Consider the following 25,085-nt stretch of genomic DNA (forward strand, 5'->3'; position numbering starts at 1 on the left):
ATATCGCCGTCAAGCGCGGCGCGCGGACTTGACCGGAATCATGGTTTTGCATTTAGAATGAGATTGATTTCTATTTGTGATTGAAAGTTCAGGGAGCCACCCGTGCCGAATCCCGCGGTCGCCGCCAGCGACAACGTCCAACTGCTGTACCGCGCTCATCACGGATGGCTGCATGGCTGGCTGCGCGCCAAGCTGGGCAACAGCTTCGACGCGGCCGATCTGGCGCAGGACACCTTCGTGCGGGTGCTGCGCCACCGCCATGAACTGGACGCCCTGCGCGAACCGCGCGCCTATCTCACCACCATCGCCAAGCGCCTGCTGCTGAATCACCACCGGCGGCGCTCGGTGGAGCAGGCCTATCTGGAAGCCCTGGCCCTGATGCCAGAGGCGCTGGCGCCCTCGGCCGAACAGCGCCTGATCATCCTGGAAACGCTGCAGGAAATCGACGAGATGCTGGCTGGCCTGTCCCTGCCGGCCCGCCAGGCCTTCCTGATGGCGCAGCTGGAAGGACTGAGCCATGGCGAAATAGCCGCCCGCCTCAACGTGTCGCTGCGTACCGTGCACCGTTACATCGCCAAGGGATTCGAACAATGCATCATGGCGTCGATCTGAGCGCCCAGGCCGAGGCGGCGTCCGAACTGCCCGCCGTCGAACGCAGCGTGGCGCGCGAGGCCGCGCGCTGGCTGCTGCGGCTGAGTTCGGGCCGCGCCACCGACGCCGACCAGCGGGCCTGTGAACTGTGGCGCGCCAGCAAGGCCGAGCACGAGCACGCCTGGCAGCGCGCGCAGCGCGTGAACGAACGCTTCGGCCTGATCCCGGCGGCGCTGGGTATGGCGACCTTGAACCGGCCCGAGCTCAGAAGCCGCCGCGCCGCGCTCAAGACACTGATTGCGCTGGTGGTGGCCGGTCCTGTCGGCTGGGCCGCCTGGCGCGCCGATCCGCTCGACTGGACCGCGGACTACCGCAGCGCGCCGGGCGAGCGGCGCGAAGTGGCGCTGGCGGATGGATCCACGCTGCTGCTGAACACAGCCAGCGCCGTCGACGTGATGTACAGCTCCACGGCTCGCCTGGTGCGCCTGCGCGCCGGCGAGATCGCGGTGCATGCCGTGGCCGACACGGCGCCTGCGCCGCGGCCCTTCGTGGTGCGCACGAGCCAGGGAGACATCGAGGCGCAGTCCTCGCGTTTCTGCGTGCGCCAGGAAGGCGGCCTGTGCCGCGTCAGCGTGCAGGAAGGGCGGGTCCGCGTCGGCAGCGCCGCGCATCCGCGCAGCCTGATCAGCCTGGAAGCTGGCCAACAGAGCAGCCTGACGGACGAGGGCGCATCGCCGCCATCCCCCGCGGACCCGCATGCCAGCGACTGGCAGCGCGGCGTGCTGTACGCCAACCGCATGCGGTTGGACGCCTTTGCCGCCGAACTGGGCCGCTACCGTTCCGGCATCCTGCGTTGCGATCCCGAGGCGGCGCATTTGCGCATCTCAGGCGCGTTCCAGGTGCGCGACACCGATGCGGTCCTGGCGGCACTGCCCGCGACCTTGCCGGTGCAGGTGCGCTATCGCACGCCTTACTGGGTGACGATCACCTTGCGCGCGGCAGCCGAGGCCTGAACCCGCGCTGTTACAAAAAAGTGGAGGGCCAGCTGTCCGATTCGGATTTCACGAGGGTCATGGTCTGTAGAGGCAAACGAATGCCGACACCTTTTGGATCGAAAGGACGACCATGGCTTATCTCCCCGCCGGCCGCGCAAGCGGCTCCCGACCAGCCCGACGCCTGCAATGCCGCATGACGCATCTAGCCGCCGCCGTGCAGGCCGCCCTGGCGCTGGCCGCGCTCTCTGCCGCCTTGCTGCCCGCAAGCGCCGCGTGGGCGCAATCCGCGCAGCAGACGCAGGCGCGCGGCTATCGCATTCCCGCGGGCACGCTGGCCGAGGCGTTGCCGCGCTTTGCCGACAGCGCGGGCGTGACGGTGCTGTTCGACGCGGCGCTGGTGGGCCAGCGCCGCACGGCGGGGCTCGATGGGGTCTATTCCGTGAATGAGGGCTTTGCGCGCCTGCTGGCGGGCAGCGGCCTGGGCGTGCAGGAGCGCAGCGCCCGCGTCTACGTGTTGCAGGCATTGCCCGCGGATGTGACGCAGTTGGCGCCCGTCCAGGTGGAAGGCGAGGGCGCGCCGGTCGCGCCGGCCTGGGAAACCAGCACCGACCGCAAGCGCCTGGACGAACTTCAGGTCAAGAACTGGAGCGATTTCGGCAAGCGCGCCGAGCCCGGCGTGAGCTTCAACCGCACGACCAACAGCATCAACATCCGCGGCCTGGATCAGGATCGCGTGCTGACGCGCGTGGACGGCATCCGCCTGCCGTGGCTGGACGACGGCGCGCGCGGCCTGAAGGGCGGGCTGGAAGCGGTGGATTTCAACAGCCTGTCGCGGCTGGACATCGTGCGCGGCGCCGACGCCAGCGGCGGCGGTTCCGGCGCGATTTCCGGCACTGCCGACCTGTACACGCTGCAACCGTCGGACCTGCTGACAGACGGCAAGACCTTCGGCGCGCTGGCCAAGACCGACTACGACACGGCCGACAGCAGCTGGGGCGCCAACGCCGCCCTGGCGGGCCAGATCCACAGCAATACGTTCTGGCTGGTGCAGGCGGGCGTACGCAACGGCCATGCCCTGGACAACCGCGGCGACGTGGGCGGCTACGGACCCAAGCGCAGCGAACCCAGCCCGGAAGACTACGACCAGCGCAGCTTCCTGCTGAAGCTGCAGCAGCGCGTCGAAGGCGGCCACCGCTTCGGCCTGACCGGCGAATACTTCAAGCGCAACGCCGACATCGACAATATGTTCGAGCAGGGCGCGGGCACCAGCTATCTGTACGGCGAGAACAGCACCCGCAAGGAAACCGAGCGCCAACGGGTGTCGCTCGATTACTCGTACAAGGCGCCCGGTGCGGACAGCCTGATCGACACGGCCACCGCGGTCGTCTACTGGCAGCGCCTGCAGTTGGACAGCTCGCTGAGCGGCGTGCGCAGCGTCGATTCCCGGGCCTACGCCATACCGGGCGATCCGTTCCGTTACGGCTATCCCAGCGGGCCTTATGGCCGCAGCAACTCCATCCGGCAGACCATGTTCGGCGCCAATGCCGAAGTCACCAAGCGCCTGGCGGGCGCCTCGGTGTCGCAGTTGTGGACCGTAGGCGGGGAGTGGTATGGCAACAAGACCGAGCAGTACTCAAGCGGCTACGACAATTGCCCGGTGATCCGGCCGGGCACGCCGGCGCCCATGGGCCCGCGCCTGTGCGACATGCTGCACACCAACCAGGCCGATGTGCCGCAATCCAAGGGCAATCAATGGGCCCTGTGGGTGCAGGACGAATTCAGCTTCGCCGACGGCCGCTACACCATCATGCCGGCGCTGCGCTACGACCACTACGAACAGAAGCCGCAGTCCACGGCCAGCTACGAAAGCAACCCGAACGCAGGCGCGCTGCCGCCGTCCAACAGCGGCAGCCGTTTCTCGCCCAAGCTGCTGGCCACCTGGAAGGCCGCGGATGAGCTGAGCCTCTACGCGCAATACGCCTACGGCTTCAAGGCGCCCAGCCCGACCCAGCTCTACACCAACTACGGCGGCCCCGGCACCTACCTGCGCGTGGGCAATCCCTATCTGAAGCCCGAAACCAGCAAGGGCTGGGAGCTGGGCGCCAAGATCGGTTCCGATTCCCTGGGCGGCGCGGTATCGTTGTTCGACAACCGCTACCAGAACTTCATCGATGGCGACGTGCCGCTGAACGCGTCCTCGCCCCAGTGGCAGCCGGGCTGGGCCGGACAGTATCCCTTGGGCGTGACCGGCAACGTCAACCGCGCCAAGGTGCGCATCTATGGCGCCGAAGCCAGCGCGCACTGGAAGTTTTCGCCAGGCTGGCGCACCTGGGGCTCGCTGGCGTGGGCCGTGGGCAAGGACGAGAGCACGGGGCAGTACCTGAACTCGGTGGCGCCGCTGAAGGCGGTGCTGGGCCTGGGCTACGGCCGCGACGTGTGGGGCGTGGACGCCATGCTGACTACCGCCCTGAAGCGCGACAAGGTCGAGTATCCCGAGGCCACGGCCACGGCGCGCAATCCCGATTTCCAGGCGCCCGGCTACGGCGTGGTGGACCTGATGGGCTATTGGCGTCCGGCCGCGGTGAAGGGGCTGCAGGTGCAGGCAGGAGTTTTCAATCTGTTCGACAAGAAGTATTGGGAGGCCATCAACGTGCCGACCGCCGGCGCCATCGCCATTCCGCGGCCGGTCGATTGGTACACGGAACCGGGACGCAGCCTGCGCGTCTCACTGACATACCAGTATTGATCCTGACCCGCCGCCGGTCCGGGCAATGCCGGGACGGCGGCGGTCTACGCAAACCTTAGCAACGGCCGGAGGGCCCACGATGAGCAACACCGATTTCATGTCCCGCGCCCAGGAACTGCGCGCTCGCAACGAGGCCCTGGCCGCCTCGCAACCCAAGCTGCGCGCCCGCAACCTGGCGCAATCGCTGGGAGTGTCCGAAGCCGAGTGGGTCGCGGCCGAATGCAGCGGCCTGAAGGCCACCGCCCTGCACGGCACGCCCCAGGAGATCTTCCGCGAACTGGGCACGCTGGGTCCGGTCATGGCGCTGACGCGCAACGACTGGTGTGTGCACGAGCGTCACGGCGTGTATGAGGACATCCAGGCCGACGGTCCGGTAGGCCTGGTGCTGGGGCCGGACATCGATCTGCGTGTTTTCTTCACGGCCTGGAAGTCGGCCTGGGCGGTCGAGCAGGACGGCCGCCACAGCCTGCAGTTCTTCGACGGCGCGGGCGTGGCGGTGCACAAGGTCTACCGCACCGACGCCACCGATGCCGCCGCCTACGATGCCCTGGTCGCCAAGTTCGCGGGCGAGGCGCAATGGCCCGAGACCCAGCCCTATGCGCCCGCCGCCGACGCCGACCGGGTCGAGGACGGCGCGCAGTGGCGCGAGGCCTGGCTGGGCATGCAGGACACGCACGAATTCTTCCCCCTGCTGCGCAAGTTCAAGGTGTCGCGCCTGGCCGCCCTGGCGGCCGCGGGCGAGGACCTGGCGCAGCAGGTGCCGGCCGATGCCGTCGAACGCATGCTGGAATCCGCGGCGCAGTCCGGGCTGTCCATCATGTGCTTCGTGGGCAACCGCGGCATGATCCAGATCCATACCGGCCCGGTGCAGCAATTGCGCCGCACCGGCCCCTGGTACAACGTGCTGGACCCCAAGTTCAACCTGCACCTGGACACGACCGCCATCGCGTCCGCCTGGGTGGTGAACAAGCCGACCACGGACGGCTGGGTCACCTCGCTGGAGCTGTATTCCGCCACCGGCGACCTGATCGCGCAGTTCTTCGGCGAGCGCAAGCCCGGCAAGCCGGAGCTGGCGCAATGGCGCGAACTGATGATCAGCCTGTGCAGCGTGCCGCTGGCCGCCTGAGCCCATAAGGACGTAGCGATGAAAAAATGGTTGGCAATGGCGGCGGGCTGGGCAATCGCGCTCGGCGCGTACGCGGCGCCGCCCGCCCGGGTGGTGACCCTGGGCGGCACCGTGACCGAGATCGTGTATCAGCTGGGGCAGGGCGACAAGCTGGTGGGAGACGATCTCTCCAGCCTCTATCCCGAGGCCGCGACCAAGCTGCCGCGCGTCGGCTACTACCGTTCGGTACCGGTGGAAGGCGTCTTGTCGCTCAAGCCCGATCTGGTGCTGGCTTCCGAGCAGGCCGGACCGCCGGACGCGCTCAAGCGCCTGGCGGATGTCGGCGTGCGCGTCGTCACCGTGTCGGACGCGCCGTCGGTGGATTCGCTCAAGTCGCGCATCCGCAGCATTGCCGATGCGCTGGGCGTGGCGCCGGCGGGCGAACGCATGGTGGAAGACGTCACGCGCGAGCTCGCGCGCGCCGAGGCGGTACCCGCGACGCGCGCGCGGGCGCTGCTGCTGATCAATCGCACAGGCTCGCCGCAAGGCGCCGGCCGCGACACCGCCGCCAACGAAGTCATGCACCTGGCGGGGCTGGTGAACGTGCTGCAAGACCAGCATGGCTATAAGCCCTTGTCGGCCGAGGCCATGGGGGCGCTGGCGCCCGACCTGATCATCGTGACGCAGGCATCGCTGGACGCCGGCGGCGGCATGGACGCCTTCCTGCGCATGCCGGGCATCGCATCCACCCAGGCGGCCGCGAAGCGGCGCGTCGTCGTGATGGACGACCTGCTCATCCTGGGCATGGGACCGCGCCTGCCGCTGGCGCTGACCCAGCTCAAGCAGGAGGTTGCGCATGTCATGGCGCGTTAGCGCGCCGCTGGCGTTGGGCCTGCTGGCTGCGGCCCTGATGCTGGCCGTGGTGGCCGCCACCGCCAACGGCGCGGTGGCGATCCCCTTGCGCGAGCTGCCGTCCCTGCTGTGGGGCGCGCCCACGCCGGAGACTGCCCTGTGGCGCAATGTGCTGATCGACATCCGCTTGCCGCGCGTGCTGTTCGCGCTGGTGGCGGGCGCGGGCCTGGCGGTGTCCGGCGCGGCCATGCAGGCGCTGTTCCGCAATCCGCTGGCCGAACCCGGCCTGATCGGCATCTCGGCGGGCGGCGCGCTGGGGGCGGTGGCCGCCATCGTGCTGACGTCCGGCGGCTTCTGGATCACCGCGCCTGCCGCCTTCGCCGGCAGCCTGCTGGCCACGCTTTGCGCCTACGCGGTGGGCCGGCGCGTGCCGGGCGTGGCGGGCCTGTTGCTGGCAGGCGTGGCCATCACGGCCATGGCGTTCAGCCTGATCGGCCTGTTCACCTTCGTCGCCACCGACGCGCAGCTGCGCGACCTGACGTTCTGGAACATGGGCAGCCTGGGCGGCGCGAACTGGAAGGTGCTGGCCTTCCTGGGACCCTGGGTGCTGCTGGTAAGCCTGTGGCTGATGAGCCAGTGGCGCGTCATGAACGCGCTGCTGCTGGGCGAGCGCGAGGCCCAGCATCTGGGCTACACGCTCAAGCGCGTGCGGGCCAGGCTGGTGCTGGCCAGCGCGCTCATCGTCGGGCCCCTGGTCGCCGCCACGGGCACCATTGTCTTCGTCGGCCTGGTGGTGCCGCACCTGGTGCGCATGACACTGGGCGCCAATCACCGCTGGCTGCTGCCTGCGACCATCCTGGCCGGCGGCCTGGCGCTGATCCTCGCGGATTGGCTGGCGCGTACCGTGGTGGTGCCGGCGGAGCTGCCTATCGGCCTGGTGACGGGCCTGGTGGGCGGGCCGTTCTTTCTGTGGCTGCTGGCGCGCGGACGGAGGATAGGATGACGCTAACCGCGCAAAACGTGACGGTGAATCGCGGCGCAGCGCGCATTCTCACCGATGTATCGCTGGACATTCGTCCGGGAGAAGTCGTGGGCCTGCTGGGGGCCAACGGCGCCGGCAAATCCACCTTGCTGGGCGTGTTGTCAGCGGAATTGCCTGCCGATGCGGGCCAGCTGAGTCTGGGCGAAACCTCGCTTGCCGCCATGCCGCACCGGCAGCAGGCGCGCCGCCGCGCCGTGCTGCCGCAAAAGCCGGGGCTGACCTTCGACCTGAGCGTGCGCGAGGTGGTCGCCATGGGCGCCTATCCGTTCCCGGAGTTGGCGCCATCCGTGGTGGACGCGCTGGTGACGCAAACGCTGGGCGAGGCCGACGCCGCGCATCTTGCCGGGCGGCGCTATCCCGAGCTGTCCGGCGGCGAACAGCAGCGCGTCCAGTTCGCCCGCGTACTGGTTCAATGCCATGCCGCGCGCGAACGCGACGAGCCGCGCTACCTCTTGCTGGACGAACCCACCGCCAGCCTGGATCCCAAGCACCAGGGCGACCTGCTGCGGCGCTCCTGGGAGCTGGCCCATGCCGGCAATACGGGTGTACTGGTGATCCTGCACGACATGAATCTGGCCGCCCGCTGGTGCGACCGCCTGCTGCTGCTCAGCGGCGGACGCGGCATCGCCCAGGGGACGCCGGCAGAGGTCCTGACGCCGGCCAATCTGTATCTGGCCTACGGTATCGACGCGCAGGTGATCGCGCATCCCCTGCAGGCCGGCCGCCTGCTGGTGCTGATGGCGTGACTCGGGCTGTGGGGCCGGTAAAATAGGCGTTACGCTGGTATTCGCCTTTTTCAACATTTACCCAACAGGACCCCGTGTCATGCCTACTTTTGACGTCGTCTCCGAAGTCGACAAACACGAACTCTCCAACGCTGTCGATCAAGCCAACCGCGAACTGGCCACCCGCTTCGATTTCAAGGGCACCGACGCCAAGTTCGAGCTCGACGAATTTGTCGTGACCCAGGTCGCTTCCAGCGCCTTCCAGCTCAAGCAGATGCTGGACATCCTGCGCGGCCGCCTGTCGGCCCGCGGCATCGATGTGCGCTGCCTGGACGTGGCCGATCCCCTTGAAAACCTGGGTGGCGCCCGCCAGAAGGTCACCATCAAGCAAGGCATCGAGCAGCCGGTGGCCAAGAAGCTCATCGCCGCCATCAAGAACGCCAAGCTCAAGGTGGAATCGCAGATCAACGGCGACAAGCTGCGCATCAGCGGCAAGAAGCGCGACGACCTGCAGACCGCCATCGCGCTGCTGAAGAAGACCGACGTCGACCTGCCGCTGCAGTTCGAAAACTTCCGCGACTGATCCGCCCCGCGCCAGGGTGCCGCGCACCCTGCGGACCTGGAGGGGCCATGGGACATTCCAACGAGTTGCAGCTGGTCGTCGAACTGGTGCGCGCCGGCGGCATGTCCGCCGCCGCCCGCGAGCTGGGCGTCACGCCGGCCGCGGTCAGCAAGCGGCTGGCCCAGATCGAGGCGCGGCTGGGCGTGCGGCTGGTCAATCGCAGCACGCGACGCCTGAGCCTCACCGCGGAAGGCGAGGTCTACCTGGAGAACGCCCGCCGCATCCTGGGCGAGATCGAAGACCTGGACCAGTTGATCGCCAGCCGCCAGGACAGTCCGCGCGGCCTGCTCAAGATCAACGCGCCGCTGGGTTTCGGCCGCAGCTACATCGCGCCCGCGATTGCGGAGTTCGCTCGGAAATATCCCGAGGTGTCGCTGCAATTGCAACTGACCGACAGCCCGGCCGACTTCGTGCAGGACGCCGTCGATGTGGCCGTGCGCTTCGGCGACCTGCCCGACACCCGCCTCATCGCCCGCAAGATCGCGCCTAACCGGCGCCTGGTCTGCGCGTCGCCGGGCTACCTGAAGGCCCACGGAGTGCCTGCCACGCCGCACGACCTGGCGCGGCACCAGTGCATCGTGCTGCGGCAGAATGAAGCTGCGTACGGCCTGTGGCGTTTCACCAAGGGACGCCGCAGCGAGACCGTGAAGGTGCGCGGCAACCTCAGCAGCAATGACGGCGAAGTGACGCTGACCTGGGGCCTGGCCGGCCTGGGCATCCTGCAGCGCGCCGAATGGGATCTGGCGCGCTATCTGCGCAGCGGCAGGCTGGTGCAGGTGCTGGAAGACTACGCCTTGCCGCAAGCCGACATCTACGCTGTCTTTCCAGAACGGCACCACCTGTCGGCCAAGGTGCGCGTGTTCGTGGACTTCCTGGTGGCGTATTTCCGCAAGGGCGCGGAAGACCAGTGGTGAACCCGGGCCGCGCTCAGGCCGTCCACAGGTGCTGCGCCGCGTAGGCGCGCCAAGGCCGCCAGGTTTCGGCGCGGGCCAGCAATTGCGCCGGGGTATAGGTCCGCGCTTCCAGTCTTTCGAGTCCGCGGATCAGGCCGATGTCGGCGGACGGAAACGCGTCCGGCTCGCGCAACTGGCGCAGCGCGATGTATTGCGCCGTCCATTCGCCCACGCCGCGTATCGTGCGCAGCCGGCGCACTGCGTCTTCCAGGCCGCCGGCGGCATCGAACAGATGCTTGTCCGCCACTGCCGCCGCGGCGACCGCCGACAAGGTGGCCGCGCGGCTGCGCGGCATGCCCAGCGACGCAAGCTCGGCCGGCGCCACGGCTTCAGGCAAGGGGAACACATGCGTCAGCGCGCCTTCGGGACGGGTCATGGCGGCGCCGTGCGCGGCCACCAGCTTGCCGGCCAGGCGTATGGCCGCAGCCACCGTGATCTGCTGCCCGAGCACGGCGCGCATGGCCAGCTCGAAGCCGTCCCAGGCGCCAGGCACGCGCAGGCCGGGCCGCGCGCGGATCAGTTCGGTCATGACGGGATCGCTGGCGAACTGCGCGGCGATGGCGACCGGATCGCTGGCCAGATCGAAGACGCGGCGCAGGCGCGCGATGATGGCCGGCAGCGCTTGCAGCCGGGGAAAGCGCACCGTGGCCTCGAGCGCATCGCCGCGGCCCGGGCGCACCGTCACCGTGCCCTGGCAGCCGTCCAGCAGGACAGTGCGCGCATAGCTGTCGTCCGTGACGTGTTCGATGCCGGGAATCGCGCGCAGCCGCAGGAAAGCCAGCATGGCGTCCCAGTCGTAGGGCGGGCGGTAGCGCAGCAGCAACTTGATCTCGCCCTCCTGCGCCGCGGAAACTTCCGGCTTGCCGGAGCGCCGCAGTTCGCCCGGGGCGCGCGCGAACAGGTCATGGAAGATCTCGTTGAAGCGGCGGATGCTGCCAAAGCCCGACGCGAAAGCGATCTCCGCCATCGGCAGCCGGGTTTCGTGGATCAGCTGCTTGGCCAGCAGCACGCGCCGCGTCTGGGCCACGGCCACGGGCGAGGCGCCCAGGTGCTGGCGGAACTGGCGCCGCAACTGGCGTTCGCCCACGCCCAGGCGCTGCGCCAGCGCGTCCACCCCGTCCTCGTCCAGCGCGCCCAGTTCGATCAGTTGCAGCGCGCGCGCCACGCTGTCGGGCAGTTCATGCCCGGGTCCGACTTCCGGCGCGGTCTCGGGTCGGCAGCGCAGGCAGGGGTGATAGCCGGCTTCCTGCGCCGCCGCCGCGGTGGCGTAGAACGTGACGTTCTTCGACAATGGCGTGCGCGCGGGGCAGACCGGGCGGCAATAGATGCGCGTGGTCTTCACTGCCGTGAAGAAGCGGCCGTCGTAACGGGAGTCGCGCACTTGGATGGCGCTGTAGCAGGCGTCGTGGTTCAGGTCCATGGAATCATGCTAACGCCGCGGCGGGCGTCGGATCTAGCGGTTTTCGGACAGTGTTGTGGATGCGGCATTCCTGTCCGAAAACCGCCAGCGCATGGCTCGCTCCCCCGCCTATATTGTTTGCGTCGATCATCGCAGGAGGCCATTCCATGCCAGCCCGTACCCAGACATTTCTGCTTGAACGCGTACCCACGCCCATCGGCCTGATGCTGGTCCTGAGCGACGAGCAGCGGCGCCTGCGGGCGGTCGACTGGGAAGACTACGAAGCGCGCATGCATCTGTTGCTGCGCAGGCAGTACCGCCATCAGAACGTGGCGCTGCGCGATGCGGCCCAGGCCTCGCCCGCGCGGCGCGCGCTGCTGGATTACTTCGACGGCGACGTGCGCGCCATCGACGCGCTGGATGTGGCCACGGGCGGCACGGACTTCCAGCGGGAAGTGTGGCGGGCGTTGCGCGAAGTGTCGGGCGGCCAGTCGATCAGCTATGGCGCGCTGGCGCATCGCATTGCGCGTCCCGCAGCCGTGCGAGCGGTGGGCGCGGCCAATGGGGCGAATCCCATAGGCATCGTCGTGCCTTGCCACCGCATCGTGGGCGCTGACGCCGCCCTGACCGGTTACGGCGGCGGACTGCACCGCAAGCGCTGGCTGCTGGATCACGAGCAGAGATGGCTTGAAAATTCTTGTGACAGGGTTGAATAGATTTGTAGCTTGTTAAGCATCTGATGGGCATATCATGCGTCCCCTTCAGAGCAACCCGCAACAGGAAACAAAGATGTTTATGCCGCGCCCCTTGCGCATGTCCGCAGTTCTGGCCGTCACGCTGGCGCTCGCCGCGTGCGGCGACGATAGCGCCAAGAAGGAAGCGAAAGCGCCCGAGGCGGCCACCGCCCAGGCCGAGATCACCAAGTACAACCAGTACGTCGACACCGCCAACAGCATTTCCACGACTTTCGAGCAGGCGCTGGAACGCTACGAGGCCTATGCCGTCCCGGCGCTGAAGGAAGGCAAGCCGCTCAAGGATTTTGTCATCAGCAATGATTCGACGATCCAGCGCACCAAGGAGAAGCTCGACCGCGCGCTGGCGATGACGACGCCCATCGCCGAGATCGACGGGCCGGCCAAGGAATTCTCGGATGCGTTGGGCAAGCTGGCGCCGCTGAGCCACGAACTGCAGAACTATGCCGCAGCCAAGACCTTCCTGTCCGACAACGGCGCGCTGGCGCGCGAGAAGAGTCCGGCCTATGTCGCGGCGCTGACCGAAGTCGTGAAGGCGGAGAACGGCTTCTACCGCGGCATCTCCATCAAGGACACGGCCAACACCAAGGAAGCCTTCGAGAAAGCCAAGAAGGACACGGTCGCCTACTACCGCGCCGGCATGGTCTATTACGGCAAGGCCACGATGGACAAGGCCTCGGGCGTATTTGAGGGCAAGGGCCTGGGCGCCGACCAGGACGCGTTCAAGCAGGAGCTGGACAAGATGAACGAAATGGCGCTGGGCTTCGACAAGAAGACGCGTGAAGCCGACGCCAAGGGCTGCTCCGGCATGATGATGAACGTCAACGGCTTCCTGGCCTCCGGCCGCAAGATCCTGGAACACACCAACAATGGCCGCTACAAGGAAGACGCCGCGCGCACCGGCGCGTTCAAGATGATGCGTCCCACCATCGAAGACGACGCCAACAGCCTGCGCCAGAACTTCAACAACCTGATCTCCGACCTGAACATCGGCCGCTGCTGATCGCAGCGCGCCCGCGGCTGGTTCATGGCCGCAACCTGACACAGCGCCCCATGCGGGCGCTGTTTTTTCATGTGCGTCCGGTTTCTCCGTCTGCCACCTTCAACTCCAGGTAAAAGATGTTGTGAATTCCACGGCGCCCGCAGGCCGCGGGCCTCAGTACAGTGCCGACAGCATCTCACCAGCAAGGAGCCCAGTCGGCACATGAAGACCTATCGCATCGCAACCATCCCCGGCGACGGCATCGGCAAGGAAGTAATACCCGCCGGACAGCGCATCATGCAGGAACTGGCCCGGGACGGCGGCCTGAGTTTCGAGTTCGAGGATTTCGACTGGGGCGGCGACTACTACCGCAAGCACGGCGTGATGATGCCGGCCGACGGCCTGGATGCGCTGCGCGGCAAGGACGCCATCCTGTTCGGTTCTGCCGGTGATCCGCACATTCCCGACCACATCACCCTGTGGGGCTTGCGGCTGAAGATTTGCCAGGGCTTCGACCAGTACGCCAACGTGCGTCCGACGCGCATCCTGCCCGGCATCGACGCGCCGCTCAAGCGCTGCGCGCCGGGACAGCTGGATTGGGTCATCGTGCGCGAGAACTCCGAAGGCGAATACTCCGGCGTGGGCGGCCGGGTCCACCAGGGCCATCCGCTGGAAGCCGCGACCGACGTGTCCATCATGACCCGCGCGGGCGTCGAACGCATTCTGCGCTTCGCCTTCAAGCTGGCGCAATCCCGTCCGCGCAAGTTGCTGACGGTAGTCACCAAGTCCAATGCGCAGCGCCACGCCATGGTCATGTGGGATGAGATCGCCATGGAGGTGAGCCGCGAGTTTCCGGACGTGACCTGGGACAAGGAACTGGTCGACGCGGCCACCGCCCGCATGGTGAACCGCCCCGCCTCGCTGGACACCATCGTCGCCACCAACCTGCACGCCGACATCCTGAGCGACCTGGCGGCGGCGCTGGCCGGCAGCCTGGGTATCGCGCCCACCGGCAACATCGACCCGGAACGCCGCTATCCCTCCATGTTCGAACCCATCCACGGATCGGCTTTCGACATCATGGGCAAGGGCCTGGCGAACCCGGTCGGCACCTTCTGGTCCGTGGTCATGCTGCTGGAGCACCTGGGCGAAACGCAGGCCGCCGCGCGGCTGATGCAGGCGATCGAAAGCGTGACTGCCGATCCTTCTCTGCACACGGGCGACCTGGGCGGAACCGCCACCACGGAGCAAGTCACGGCGGCCGTGTGCGCGAAGCTGGCGGCTGCGGACAGGGCCAAGGCCGCATAGGCGAAGCAAACCCGAAGCGGGATCGGGGCGCAAGACCCCAGGTCCGCTGCGGGATCCACGAGAACAAGCGAATTCCATTCGTACCGAGGAGACAAGCATGCACAAGAGAACGAACCCTGCGCGCATCCTGGCGCTGGCCTGCCTGGCGGGCCTGTCCTTCGCCGGCGGCGCGCAGGCGCAGGGCTATCCGGCCCGGCCCGTGAACCTGGTCGTGCCGTTTCCGGCCGGCGGCACCACCGACGTGCTGGCGCGCGCGCTGGGCCAGGAGCTGGCCAAGAGCCTGGGCCAGCCGGTGGTGGTGGAGAACAAGCCAGGCGCGGGCTCGACCCTGGGCGCGGACTACGTGGCCAAGGCCGCGCCCGACGGCTACACGCTGCTGATGGGCGCCGTGCACCACACCATCGCCACCAGCGTCTACAAGAGCCTGCATTACGACTTCCAGAAGGATTTCGCGCCGGTGACCACGGTGGCCTTGGTGCCCAACGTGCTGGTGGTCAATCCCAAGCTGCCGGCGCAGGACGTGAAGTCCTTGCTGAAGCTGGCGCAAGGCCAGCCGGGCAAGCTGACCTATGGCTCGAACGGCATGGGCACGGGGCAACACCTGATTGGCGCGCAGTTCGAAAAGGAAGGGCATGTGCAGTTGCTGCACGTGCCCTACAAGGGCAGCGGGCCGCTCACCACCGACCTGCTGGGCGGCCAGATCGACATGTCCTTCGACACGGTGACGCCGGTGCTGGCACACATCCAGAGCGGCAAGCTGCGCGCGCTGGCTGTCACCACCAATCAGCGTTCGGCCGCGTTGCCCGATGTGCCGACCATGGAGGAGGCCGGTCTGAAGCCCTTCAACATGGGGACCTGGTTTGGCGTGCTGGCGCCGGCGGCCACGCCTGCGGACGTGGTCGGGCGCCTGAATGCCGAGATGGTCAAGATCATCCGTTCGCCCGACTTCTCGCGGCGGATGGCCGAGATCGGCGCTGTGCCTATCGGCGATACGCCCGCCGAGATGAAGGCGCGCATCGGCACGGATACCGAGAACTACGCCAAGCTGGTCAAGGACGCCAAGGTCGCGATCAACTGAGCGCGGCGTTCGTTCAGGCGCGGATCCAGCCACGCGCGATCGGCAGGGCCAGGACCTTGCGGTACAGCCCCTGCGTCAGGCCCGTTAGCGGTTCGCCGCAGCGGCGCCACGCCATTGCGGTCAGCGCGGCGGCCACCGGCGCCAGCAGGAGTCCGCCCAGGATGTCCAGCGGGAAATGCACGCCCAGGTAGACGCGGGAAGCGCCCACCAGCACGGCCGCGGCCAGCGCCAGCCAGCCCCAGCCGGCCCAGCGCCGGTCATAGATCAGCGCGAACGCCAGCGTGGCGATGATGATGGTGTGGTTGCTGGGAAACGACGACGTCGCCTTGTGCGGGAAGAAGGCGTGTCCCAGGCCGATGACGAAGGGCCGCGCATGCGGCCACAGCGCGCCGCACAGGTAGCTTGCGAACAGCGCCACGGCGATGCTGGCCAGCGCCTTCAGCGCGACCTCGCGCTGCGGCCGGCCGCCCCACAGCCACAGGGCGGCCAACACGACCGGCACCAGCAGGATCAGCCGGTTCGCCACCAGCATGGCGGCGTGGATCTGCCAAACCGGAGTGGCCGGGTCGGCGTTGATCGAGAGAAAAAGGGACTGGTTGAGGTTTTCAAGGGAATTCATGACTTGTCATCGCGGCGTAATGAAACGATTGCCGCGATGGTAATGATCCCAGCCGTCAGTCCGCTTACAAAAGGCCGCGGACTGCGTCCTTTTACTTCTGGATGCGTTTGCCCTGCGCGTCGATCACGGCTTCGCCGTCTTCCTTGGCGAAGGCGCCTTGCTGCGGGGCGGGCAGGATGTCCAGCACCAGTTCCGACGGGCGGCACAGGCGCGCGCCCAGCGGCGTAGCGACAAAGGGGCGGTTCAGCAGGATGGGGTGCTGCTCGATCGCGTCCAGCAGCGCGTCGTCCGAGAGGGAAGCGTCGTCCAGGCCCAGTTCCAGGTAAGGCGTGCCTTTCTCGCGCAGGGCCTCGCGCACGCTGACGCCGGCCTTCTTGAAGAGTGCCTTCAAGGTGGCGCGCGAGGGCGGCGTTTCCAGGTACAGCACGACCTCCGGTTCGATGCCGGCGTTGCGGATCATGGCCAGGGTGTTGCGCGAGGTGCCGCACTTGGGGTTGTGATAGATGGTTACGTCGGACATGGAAGCTCCTCTTTCCGGTAGATCGTCATGCAAGGCTGTGAGCATAGTGCATCCGCGCCGGCGCTTCAGGCCCGCAGCTTCTTGCCCAGCCGCCGCCAGCCTATCACCGCGCCGGTCAGGCTGAGCGCCGCGCCGCCCAGGCTCAGGAACACCAGGAGGGCGTCCCACAGCGGACGGCGCGACAAGAGGCCGGTCCAGTCCCAGCTATGCAGAAAGGCAAACAGCCAGCGGCTGGTGCGCGAACCGCTGTCCTGCCGGCTCACGATCTGTCCCGTGCGTGGGTCCAGATAGACCCAGGTCGCCTGCGGATCGTCATAGGTCAGCCGCCATACGGGTAGCGGCTTCTCGACATGGCCAAGCATCGCGTGCTCGTCGCGGGCGTAGTAATAGAAGTCATAGGCCTGCAGCGTTTCGGCGCTGGCGAGCCGGGCACCGGGGACCAGCCGGGCGGCGGCGGCGCGCAGGGCCGCCGGGTCGAACGTGTAGGGCTGCGCGTTGCCGGCCGACAGCACCAGCGGGGCGCCTGCGGCGCTGCGCGCCAGCACCACGTCCTGGCCGTCGGCGCGGGCCCAGCGCAATTCGCGCGGGGCGGCGGGCAGGGCTGCGATCAGTTCCCCGGGCGTGGCCAGCGTGTTCCCGGGCGCGCCGGCATAGGCTCCCTGGGCCAAGGGCGGTGCTCCGCTGCTGAACAGCTTCCACGGATTCATCGACATCAGTCCGCTGAAGATCCAGGTGATGGTGATGGCCGCGAACAGCAGGCCGCTCAGGTGGTGCCAGCGCATCATGTTTTCGCGGTAGGGCGAACGGCTGCCGCTGGCATAGGGCCGCGAAAAGCGCCAGCGCAGGATGCCGACCACCGTGCCCGTCACGGCCAGCAGCACGCCTGCGACCGACAGCCACACCACGATGTCGTGCCACCAACCGTCCAACGCATTGCCGCGGAACGGATACAGCCAGTGGATCCAGGCGCCCGCGTAGTTCCAGACGCGTTCGGCGCGGGTGGCGTCCAGCACCACCATGCCCGTGGCGGACGAGATGTAGAGCCGCGTATGCGCGGGATCGTCCAGGTCCACCCGGTGCAGCGGCCGGTCGGGGCCGAGCGCGCGTGAATGGGTGTAGGCGTCTTCGTCCACGGTACCCAGGTAGCGGGCGGCATACTGGCCTGCCGACCAGGCACGGGCCGTGGCCAGCGCGGTCGCGGCATCGGCCGGGGGCAACAGAGCGCCGCTGGCGGCGTCCACCATCCTGGGCGCGCGGCGCGCCTCGCCGGGAATCACGTAGACCGGCGCGCCGCCGCGGGCGGCGGCCAGCGCCATGCCGGCGGCGTCCTTGGCGCCCGCCGCCGCCAGCGCCTGCGCGGGTGTGACACTGATCGCCCCGGAATCCAGCGCGGGCAAGTGCGTCAGGCGTTCCTGCGGCGTGAGCTTGGGATAGCCCACGTACATCATCACCACGCCGGAGATGAACCACATGGCGAAGAACAGGCACAGCACGATGCCCGCCCAGCGATGGATCAGGTACAGCCAGCGCTTGGCGCGCGCCGGCAGCGGCGGCCCGGCGCGATGGCGGGCGGAGGAGGGTAGCGTCGTGTTCATGGCGGTCTGTCCTGGCGCGCCGCTCAGAAGCGGGCCTGCAAGGTGAGCTCGAACGAGCGGGGCGCGCCCAGGTAGTACATGGTCGGCGTTGCGTTCGCGGCATAGACCTTGTCGGTCAGGTTGCGCACGCGCGCCGTCACGCTGAGGTTGCGGTTGATCCGGTGCGACAGCGCCGCGTCGAACACGGTGTAGGACGGCGTCCAGACGCTGTTGGCGGCGTCCGCGTACATGCGGCCCACGTAGCGCGCGGCCATGCTGGCGGTCCAGTCGGGCAGGAAGGCATAGTCCAGCCAGACGTTGGCCAGGCGGCGCGGAGTGTTGGTGGGCACGTTGCCGTTGCGCGAGACCGCCACGCCGCCCACGGACTGCGAGAAGTCGTCGTACTTGGGATCGACGAAGGCGACATTGCCCTGCAGGGATAGCTGGGAGGTCAGCTGCAGGCCGCCGGCAAGCTCGATGCCGCGCGCCGATTGCGCGCCCACGGGCACGCTGACGCCGGGATTGTTGGGGTCCGAGGTCGCCATGTTCTTGCGCTTGATCTCATAGAGCGCCACGGTGGCTGAACCGCGGCCGTCCCAGAAGTTGAACTTGCCGCCCACCTCGGCCTGCCTGCCGGTGGTGAGCTTGTCATTGTTCAGCACGTCGGCGAACGAGGCGGTGGCCAGGATGCCCGAGGGAGGATCGGCCGCGGTGGCGTACTGCGCGTACAGCGAGGCCTCCGGACTCAGCTCCCAGTTCACGCCCAGCCGTCCGGTCAGCGGCGAGTAGCTGCGCTGCGCGCTGGCGGGCGAGGCGGCGGTGACGGCGCGGCGATTGGTCAGGTCCATGTCGATGAAGTCCTTGCGCAATGCCGACACGATGGCCACGCCCGGCAGCACCGTGGTGCGGTTCTCCATCGTCAGCGCCAGCGTGCGGATGCGGTTGTCGCGGTCGGCGACGTGGCCGCGCTTCATGCCGGGGATGTCGTAGAAATCGCCGGCCGAAAAGTCGTAGGGATCCACTGCGTCGACCTGGCCGGGCAGGCTGGTCGGATAGCGCGTGATCTTGTTCTGGCTGACGTCCACGCCGAAGGACCAGTCGCTGGGCAGGCCGGCCAGGGTGGAGCGGTACAGGCCCTCGACGCGGTTGCCTATCAGGCTTTGTTCGTGCCGTTGCAACAGCGCTCCGGAACGCAGCACCAGGCTGTTGCCTGCGTTCAGGCGGTAGTTCTCCAGATTGCGGTAATCGCGCTCGGCGCGATAGTAGTAGAGCGTGTTCTTGAAGGTCAGATTGGAGCCGGCGCGCCATTCGGTCAGGGACCGCGCCCACAGCACCGACTGCTCGTACAGGCCATCGTTGACGTTGTAGTTCTTGAAGCGCGTGCCATCCAGGATGCGGCCCGTGCCTTGCACCACGCCGTTGGCGTCGGTTTTCAGCGGCGTGCCCCAGTAGGGCCGGTCCACCTGTTCGCGCTGGTACTCGAAGGCAAAGGTCTGGGTCACGTCGGCGCCCAGATCGGACAGTAGCGAGGCGGCCACCTGGCTGGCGCGGGAATGGTTGCCGTCGACCCAGCCGTGGCTGGAGCCGGTGTTGGCATCGATGCGCAGATAGTGGCCGCGGCCGCCGGGCTCGCCCGCCAGTTGCTGGTTCAGTCCCACCGACAGTTGGCGGCTGTCGAACGAACCCACGCGCAGCTGGCCGTCGTAGAAGGTGTCGCGTTCGGGCAGCTTGGTGACGTAGTTGATGGCGCCGCCGACCGCGCCCGCGCCGAACAGGAAGGTGGAGGGACCGCCGATCGCTTCGACCCGGTCGTAGATCCAGCTATCCACCGGCCGCGCCGCGATCGAGTCGTACTGCACGGAAATGCCGTTAAACAGTTGCGAGACCTGGCCGCCGGAGAATCCGCGGTAGCTGACCGCGCCCGCGTTGCCTGGGGGCGAGGCGTTGTCCACGCCGGGGATGCCGCGGGCGATCTCCTGCGTATTCAAGGATCCGCGCGCCTCGATCTGTTCGCGCGAGATCACGGTGACGCTGGCTGGCGTTTCACGCAGGGTCAGGCCCAGCCGGCTGCCCGTGCTGTCGCGCACGTTCAGGTCGATGGGGCCGTTGGGCGCGGGCTCTTCGGAGGCGGCGCCGTGCACGGTGGTGGGCGCCAGGGTGGGCACGGCGGGTTCCGTGGTCAGGGCCTGGGCGGAGCCGCTGGCGAGCGCGCCCAGCAGCAGGGTGTAGGTCGTGGTCTTCTTCATGTCTGGAACCGGTGGTCCGGCCCGCGCGCTCGGCGGCCCTCGCAAAGCGGGCGGGGCTGGCCGGGACGCATGAGCCTGAATGACGGCACGCATCCGGGCGCGCCGGGAGGCGCGGACGGAACGTGGCGGCGGGATAACAGCGGTGGACGCAAACCGGCCGCCGTCAGGCGGCGGGGCGCGCCGGCTCAGACCGCGGGCGGTGCGCGCGGCTGGGCCGCGCTCCAGGCATGAAGAGGATGGGCCGCGAGGAAGAACAGCGGCGGATACGTGATGGCGCGGCCGAGAGGGGCTGGCACGACGGGAACGGACGCGGGCAGAATGCCCACGTCAGCGTTGGGGTTGCGGCAAAGCGGGCAATGATGGCTGTCGCCGTGATCGTCCGCCTGGGTGCCGTCATTGCTGCCGCCCGGCACCTCCAGGGTCAGGGATGCTTGCCCCGCGCCTTCGCTGGTGCAGAAGTCGACGCTGATGCGATGGGCGTTGTGGCTGGCCGGAGACAGGCTCAGTGCATGCGCCAGCGACGGCGCCAACGACGCCCACAGGATCGCGACGAGCGCGATCCACACGGCGGGGCGGGTCAGGTAGGCAGCGGAGCACATGGCGCCCGATTATATCGGAGCAGATGGGGCTGCCGTCCAGCGTTTGCCAGGAATAATCGAGGTCCGGCGCGGACACTAAACCGACAGATGCCGCCGCACATCCTCGCCGTCGATGGCGTCGCGGTCGCCGCGCGCCACCACGACGCCGCGCGACAGCACCACGAACTGATCCGCCAGTTCGCGAGCGAAGTCGAAGTACTGTTCGCACAGCAGGATGGCGATGTCGCCGCGCTGGCGCAGCATGTGGATGACTCGGGCGATGTCCTTGATGATGGACGGCTGTATGCCTTCGGTGGGCTCGTCCAGGATGATGAGCTTGGGCTCGGCCACCAGAGCGCGGGCGATGGCCAGCTGTTGCTGCTGTCCGCCGGACAGGTCGCCGCCGCGGCGCGACAGCATGGTCCGCAGCACGGGGAACAGCTCGTACACCTCTTCCTTGATGCGGCGCGCGCGCGCCGCCGGCTTGGTCGCCATGCCCATCAGGATGTTCTCTTCCACCGTCAAGCGGGCGAAGATGTCACGGCCCTGGGGTACATAGGCCATGCCGCGCGCCGCGCGCTGGTGCGGCGCCAGGCGCGTGACGTCCGCGCCGTCGAAGGCGATGTCGCCGCGCACCACCGGCAGCACGCCCATCACGCATTTGAGCAATGTGGTCTTGCCCACGCCGTTGCGTCCCAAGAGCGCCAGGCATTCGCCCTGGCGCACGGACAGCGACACGCCGCGCAGCGTATGGCTGCCGCCGTAGTATTGGTCGATCGTGTTCACGTCCAGCATCTCAGCGCCCCAGATAGACTTCGATGACCCGCGGATCGGCCTGCACCTTGCTCATCGGCCCTTCGGCCAGCACCGAGCCTTCGTGCAGCACCGTGACCTTGCCGTCGCCCGCGATCTGATTGACGAAATCCATGTCGTGCTCCACCACCATCAGCGAATGGCGTCCGCGCAATTCGTTGAGCAGCTCGCCGGTGCGTTCGGTCTCGGCATCGGTCATGCCCGCCACCGGCTCGTCCAGCAGCAGCAATTGCGGCTCCTGCATCAGCAGCATGCCGATCTCCAGCCACTGCTTCTGGCCGTGCGACAGCAGCCCCGCGGGCAACGCCGCTTCGGGCCGCAACCGGATCAGGTCCAGCGTCTCGCCGATCTTGTCGGCCTGTTCGCCGCTCAATCGCGCGAACAGCGTGGGCCGCACGCGCTTGTCGGTCTTCATCGCCAGCTCCAGGTTTTCGAACACGCTGTGCTGCTCGAACACCGTGGGCCGCTGGAACTTGCGGCCGATGCCGGCATGCGCGATCTGCGCTTCGTTCAGCGTGGTGAGGTCTATGCTCTGGCCGAAGTAGGCCGTGCCCGAAGTGGGCCGGGTCTTGCCGGTGATGACGTCCATCATGGTGGTCTTGCCAGCGCCGTTGGGGCCGATGATGCAGCGCAGTTCGCCCACGCCTATGTCCAGCGTCAGGTCGTTCAAGGCCTTGAAGCCGTCGAAGCTGACCGTGATGCCTTCCAGGTAAAGGATGGCGCCGTGGCTGGTGTCCAGGCCCTTGGGGCTGACGCGGCCGTAGCCGGCATCGCCGCTGGGGCCGCCGTCGAGCGCGGCGGATTCGATGTGCGTGCTGCTCATGCCTTGTTCCCCTGGATGCGGGCGCAGACGCGGCGCGCCAGGCCGACGATGCCGGTGGGCAGGAACAGCGTCACCAGCACGAAGATCAAGCCCAGGGCGTACAGCCAGAATTCCGGCAGTACGCTGGTGAACCAGGTCTTCAGGCCGTTGACGGCGCCCGCGCCGATGATGGGGCCGACCAGCGTGCCGCGTCCGCCGGTGGCGACCCAGATCACCATTTCAATCGAGGTCTCGGTGGACATCTCGCTGGGGTTGATGATGCCGACCTGCGGCACGTAGAGCGCGCCGGCGATGCCGCAGAGCACCGCGGACAGGGTCCAGACGAAGAGCTTGAAGCCCAGCGGGTCGTAGCCGATGAAGCGCAGGCGGCTCTCGGCATCGCGCACGGCGGTGAGCACGCGACCCAGTTTGCTCTGCGTGACCGCGCGCGCAAGGACCAGCGCGCCTGCCAGCGCGGCCAGCGTGATCCAGTACAGCGCGGCGCGCGTGCCGGGCGCGGTGATGTCGAAACCCAGGATGCGCTTGAAGTCGGTGAAACCGTTGTTGCCGCCGAAGCCCGTGTCGTTGCGGAAAAAGAGCAGCATCGCGGCGAAGGTCAGCGCCTGCGTGATGATGGAAAAGTACACGCCCTTGATGCGCGAGCGGAAGGCGAAGTAGCCGAACACGAAGGCCAGCACGCCCGGCACCAGCACGACCAGCAGCATGGCGTACCAGAAGTGCTCGGTAAAGGACCAGTACCAGGGGTAGCTCTTCCAGTCCAGGAACACCATGAAGTCGGGCAGGTCGCTCTGGTAGACGCCGTCGCGGCCGATGGCGCGCATCAGGTACATGCCGTGCGCATAGCCGCCCAGCGCGAAGAACAGGCCATGGCCCAAGGACAGGATGCCGGCATAGCCCCACACCAGGTCCAGCGCCAGCGCCGCCATGGCGTAGCACATGAACTTGCCCAGCAGCGCCACGGCATAGGCCGACACATGCAGCGCATGGCCGGGAGGGAAAGCGAGATTCAGCAAGGGCAGCAGCGCCAGGAGCGCCACTGCCGCGGCCAGGGCCGCCCACACCCGTCCCGAGTACAGCGGGCGGCGGGTCAGCAGATTCAGCTCAGTCAGCGCGTTCTGTTTCATTCGACGCTCCGGCCGCGAGGGGCGAACAGGCCTTGCGGCCGCTTTTGGACGAACAGCACGATGAGCGCCAGGATGGTGATCTTGGCCATGACGGCTCCGGCATAGGGCTCCAGGAACTTGTTGACGCCGCCCAGGCCCAGCGCGGCGATGACGGTGCCGGCGAGCTGGCCCACGCCGCCCAGCACCACCACCATGAACGAATCGACGATGTAGCCGCGGCCCAGGTCCGGCCCCACGTTGCCCAGCTGCGACAGCGCCACCCCAGCCAGCCCGGCGATGCCAGAGCCCAGGCCGAAGGCCAGCATGTCGACGCGGCCGGTGGGCACGCCCACGCAGTCGGCCATGCGGCGGTTCTGCGTGATGGCGCGCACGAACAGGCCCAGGCGGGTATGGTTCAGCAGCGCCCAGACCAGGAACACCACGAAGAAGGCGAAGCCGATGATGACCAGGCGGTTGTAGCTCAGCACCAGTCCGCCCAGTACCGTGACGCCGCCGGACATCCAGCCGGGATTGCTCACCTCCACGTTCTGCGCGCCGAACAGCGTGCGAACGCCCTGCATCAGGATCAGGCTGATGCCCCAGGTGGCCAGCAGCGTTTCCAGCGGCCGGCCATAGAGCCAGCGTATGACGGTGCGTTCCAGCGCCATGCCGACCAGCGCCGTCACGGCGAAGGCCAGCGGCAACGCGGCCAGCACATACCAGTCCAGCCAGCCCGGCAGCCAGGCGCGGAACGCCGTCTGCACTACGTAGGTCACATAGGCGCCTATCATCAGCAGTTCGCCATGCGCCATGTTGATGACGCCCATCAACCCGAAGGTGATGGCCAGGCCCAGCGCCGCCAGCAGCAGCACGCTGCCCAGGCTGATGCCGTAGAACAGGTTGCCGGCCCATTCGATGGTGGCCAGGTGGCGGTCGATCTGCTTGAGCGCGTGGCCCGCGGCCTCACGCACGCCGGCGTCGGGTTCCGCGTAGGCGCCGTCGCGCTCCTCGGCCAGCGCGGCCAGGGTGGGACGGAATGCGGCGTTGCGGGTGGCGCCCAGCACCTCGACCGCATGGCGCCGCTTGGCGGGATCGCCGCTTTTCAATTCCAGGTTGGCCTGCGCGATCAGCAGCGCGTCGCGCACGGCTTCGTTCTTTTCGGACGCCAATGCCTTTTCCAGCATGGGCAGGCGCGCCGGGTCTCCGGTCTGCTGCAGACGGCGCGCCGCAGCCAGGCGCTCGGCGGGCTGCTCGGAATACAGGCGCGAACCCGCCAGCGCCGCCTCGATGGCGCGCCGCAGGCGGTTATTGATGCCGATGGCGCCTGCGCCTGGGGGCAGCTCGGCGGCGGCGCCCGTCGCCGCATCGATGGCGCGCGCGCCGCCGTTGCCGATCAGCACGCGGCCGTCATCGGCGGCGTAGAGCCGGTCCTCGCCCAGCGCCTGCAGCACCGCTGCCGCCTCGGGTTCGGGCAGCTGGCCCAGCGCGGCAATCGCCTGGAGCCTGGCGTCCGTGTCGTCGCCGGCCAGCGGCGCAAGCAAGGCCGGGTCCACGCCGCTTGCCGCCGCCGGGGCGGCCGCGAGCGGCAGGGACACCAGCCATGCCAGCAGGAAACGACGCAAGTAGAGTGCGATTGCCGCGATGCGCATGGCTGCTTGT

General features: G+C 68.1%; 23 protein-coding genes. 13 read left to right on the forward strand and 10 right to left on the reverse strand.

Annotation, left to right across the window (positions count from 1 at the left end; all coding sequences use genetic code 11):
- Positions 1-102: 102 nt before the first annotated feature.
- The 9 genes from IB268_RS06660 (at position 103) to IB268_RS06700 (ending at position 9,592) form a co-directional block, all read left to right on the forward strand.
- The gene (locus tag IB268_RS06660; protein WP_054451641.1) at positions 103-612 is read left to right on the forward strand and encodes a sigma-70 family RNA polymerase sigma factor; all 510 of its coding nucleotides are present in this window, start codon (positions 103-105) and stop codon (positions 610-612) included.
- Positions 591-1,604: a FecR domain-containing protein gene (locus tag IB268_RS06665; protein WP_192353999.1), complete on the forward strand. Its 1,014-nt coding sequence runs from the start codon at positions 591-593 to the stop codon at positions 1,602-1,604. The genes IB268_RS06660 and IB268_RS06665 overlap by 22 nt, the downstream gene beginning before the upstream one ends.
- A gap of 175 nt (positions 1,605-1,779) precedes the next feature.
- A complete protein-coding gene (locus tag IB268_RS06670) occupies positions 1,780-4,332 on the forward strand; it encodes a TonB-dependent receptor (protein ID WP_225591301.1) in 2,553 nt (850 codons plus the stop codon).
- 79 nt (positions 4,333-4,411) lie between these two features.
- A complete protein-coding gene (locus tag IB268_RS06675; protein ID WP_054451638.1) occupies positions 4,412-5,458 on the forward strand; it encodes a hemin-degrading factor in 1,047 nt (348 codons plus the stop codon).
- A gap of 18 nt (positions 5,459-5,476) precedes the next feature.
- Positions 5,477-6,310 (forward strand): hemin ABC transporter substrate-binding protein, encoded by an 834-nt coding sequence (locus IB268_RS06680; protein WP_175164005.1) that lies wholly within the window; start codon positions 5,477-5,479, stop codon positions 6,308-6,310.
- A 37-nt stretch (positions 6,311-6,347) separates the two neighbouring features.
- Positions 6,348-7,292: an iron ABC transporter permease gene (locus IB268_RS06685; protein WP_119451788.1), complete on the forward strand. Its 945-nt coding sequence runs from the start codon at positions 6,348-6,350 to the stop codon at positions 7,290-7,292.
- The gene (locus tag IB268_RS06690) at positions 7,289-8,077 is read left to right on the forward strand and encodes a heme ABC transporter ATP-binding protein (RefSeq protein WP_119451781.1); all 789 of its coding nucleotides are present in this window, start codon (positions 7,289-7,291) and stop codon (positions 8,075-8,077) included. Before IB268_RS06685 ends, IB268_RS06690 begins: the two co-directional genes overlap by 4 nt.
- Positions 8,078-8,156: 79 nt before the next feature.
- On the forward strand, positions 8,157-8,639 hold the full coding sequence (locus IB268_RS06695; RefSeq protein ID WP_054451634.1) for a YajQ family cyclic di-GMP-binding protein: 483 nt from the start codon (positions 8,157-8,159) through the stop codon (positions 8,637-8,639).
- Between the two features lie 47 nt (positions 8,640-8,686).
- A complete protein-coding gene (locus tag IB268_RS06700) occupies positions 8,687-9,592 on the forward strand; it encodes a LysR family transcriptional regulator (protein WP_054451633.1) in 906 nt (301 codons plus the stop codon).
- 13 nt (positions 9,593-9,605) lie between these two features.
- On the opposite strand, the gene IB268_RS06705 is transcribed toward IB268_RS06700, so the two are convergent.
- Positions 9,606-11,051, reverse strand: a complete 1,446-nt coding sequence (locus IB268_RS06705) for an AlkA N-terminal domain-containing protein (RefSeq protein WP_054451632.1) — start codon at positions 11,049-11,051, stop codon at positions 9,606-9,608.
- 146 nt (positions 11,052-11,197) lie between these two features.
- On the opposite strand from IB268_RS06705, the gene ogt reads away from it, so the two are divergent.
- The 4 genes from ogt to IB268_RS06725 all read left to right on the forward strand — a co-directional run bounded on the left by ogt (position 11,198) and on the right by IB268_RS06725 (position 15,150).
- Positions 11,198-11,746, forward strand: a complete 549-nt coding sequence (gene ogt / locus IB268_RS06710; protein WP_082400780.1) for a methylated-DNA--[protein]-cysteine S-methyltransferase — start codon at positions 11,198-11,200, stop codon at positions 11,744-11,746.
- Positions 11,747-11,819: 73 nt separating this feature from the next.
- Complete coding sequence (locus IB268_RS06715) at positions 11,820-12,785, forward strand: DUF3829 domain-containing protein (RefSeq protein ID WP_054451631.1); 966 nt, start codon at positions 11,820-11,822, stop codon at positions 12,783-12,785.
- Between the two features lie 201 nt (positions 12,786-12,986).
- Positions 12,987-14,072, forward strand: coding sequence for a tartrate dehydrogenase (locus IB268_RS06720; RefSeq protein WP_054451630.1), 1,086 nt, complete (start codon positions 12,987-12,989; stop codon positions 14,070-14,072).
- A gap of 97 nt (positions 14,073-14,169) precedes the next feature.
- Positions 14,170-15,150: a tripartite tricarboxylate transporter substrate binding protein gene (locus tag IB268_RS06725; protein ID WP_119451784.1), complete on the forward strand. Its 981-nt coding sequence runs from the start codon at positions 14,170-14,172 to the stop codon at positions 15,148-15,150.
- 13 nt (positions 15,151-15,163) lie between these two features.
- Here IB268_RS06725 and IB268_RS06730 read toward each other — a convergent pair whose 3' ends face one another.
- From IB268_RS06730 to urtB, 9 genes are all read right to left on the reverse strand, one after another.
- The gene (locus tag IB268_RS06730; RefSeq protein WP_192354001.1) at positions 15,164-15,769 is read right to left on the reverse strand and encodes a phosphatase PAP2 family protein; all 606 of its coding nucleotides are present in this window, start codon (positions 15,767-15,769) and stop codon (positions 15,164-15,166) included.
- A gap of 91 nt (positions 15,770-15,860) precedes the next feature.
- Entirely contained in the window at positions 15,861-16,289 is a 429-nt protein-coding gene (gene arsC, locus IB268_RS06735; RefSeq protein ID WP_054451627.1) for an arsenate reductase (glutaredoxin), read from the reverse strand.
- Positions 16,290-16,354: 65 nt separating this feature from the next.
- Complete coding sequence (locus tag IB268_RS06740; RefSeq protein WP_192354002.1) at positions 16,355-17,884, reverse strand: PepSY-associated TM helix domain-containing protein; 1,530 nt, start codon at positions 17,882-17,884, stop codon at positions 16,355-16,357.
- 23 nt (positions 17,885-17,907) lie between these two features.
- Positions 17,908-20,109 carry a TonB-dependent siderophore receptor gene (locus tag IB268_RS06745; RefSeq protein ID WP_175180727.1) on the reverse strand — a complete coding sequence of 734 codons (2,202 nt, stop codon included), beginning with the start codon at positions 20,107-20,109 and terminating at the stop codon, positions 17,908-17,910.
- Between the two features lie 185 nt (positions 20,110-20,294).
- Positions 20,295-20,708 (reverse strand): DUF2946 domain-containing protein, encoded by a 414-nt coding sequence (locus IB268_RS06750; protein ID WP_192354003.1) that lies wholly within the window; start codon positions 20,706-20,708, stop codon positions 20,295-20,297.
- 75 nt (positions 20,709-20,783) lie between these two features.
- Positions 20,784-21,482 (reverse strand): urea ABC transporter ATP-binding subunit UrtE, encoded by a 699-nt coding sequence (urtE, locus tag IB268_RS06755; protein WP_192354004.1) that lies wholly within the window; start codon positions 21,480-21,482, stop codon positions 20,784-20,786.
- A gap of 1 nt (position 21,483) precedes the next feature.
- On the reverse strand, positions 21,484-22,323 hold the full coding sequence (urtD, locus tag IB268_RS06760; protein ID WP_054451622.1) for an urea ABC transporter ATP-binding protein UrtD: 840 nt from the start codon (positions 22,321-22,323) through the stop codon (positions 21,484-21,486).
- Entirely contained in the window at positions 22,320-23,447 is a 1,128-nt protein-coding gene (urtC, locus tag IB268_RS06765; protein ID WP_192354005.1) for an urea ABC transporter permease subunit UrtC, read from the reverse strand. The genes urtD and urtC overlap by 4 nt, the downstream gene beginning before the upstream one ends.
- The gene (urtB, locus tag IB268_RS06770) at positions 23,444-25,075 is read right to left on the reverse strand and encodes an urea ABC transporter permease subunit UrtB (RefSeq protein ID WP_175164442.1); all 1,632 of its coding nucleotides are present in this window, start codon (positions 25,073-25,075) and stop codon (positions 23,444-23,446) included. The genes urtC and urtB overlap by 4 nt, the downstream gene beginning before the upstream one ends.
- Positions 25,076-25,085: the final 10 nt, after the last annotated feature.

The organism is Achromobacter sp. ACM01, from assembly GCF_014851745.1.
Lineage (GTDB): Bacteria > Pseudomonadota > Gammaproteobacteria > Burkholderiales > Burkholderiaceae_B > Achromobacter > Achromobacter aegrifaciens.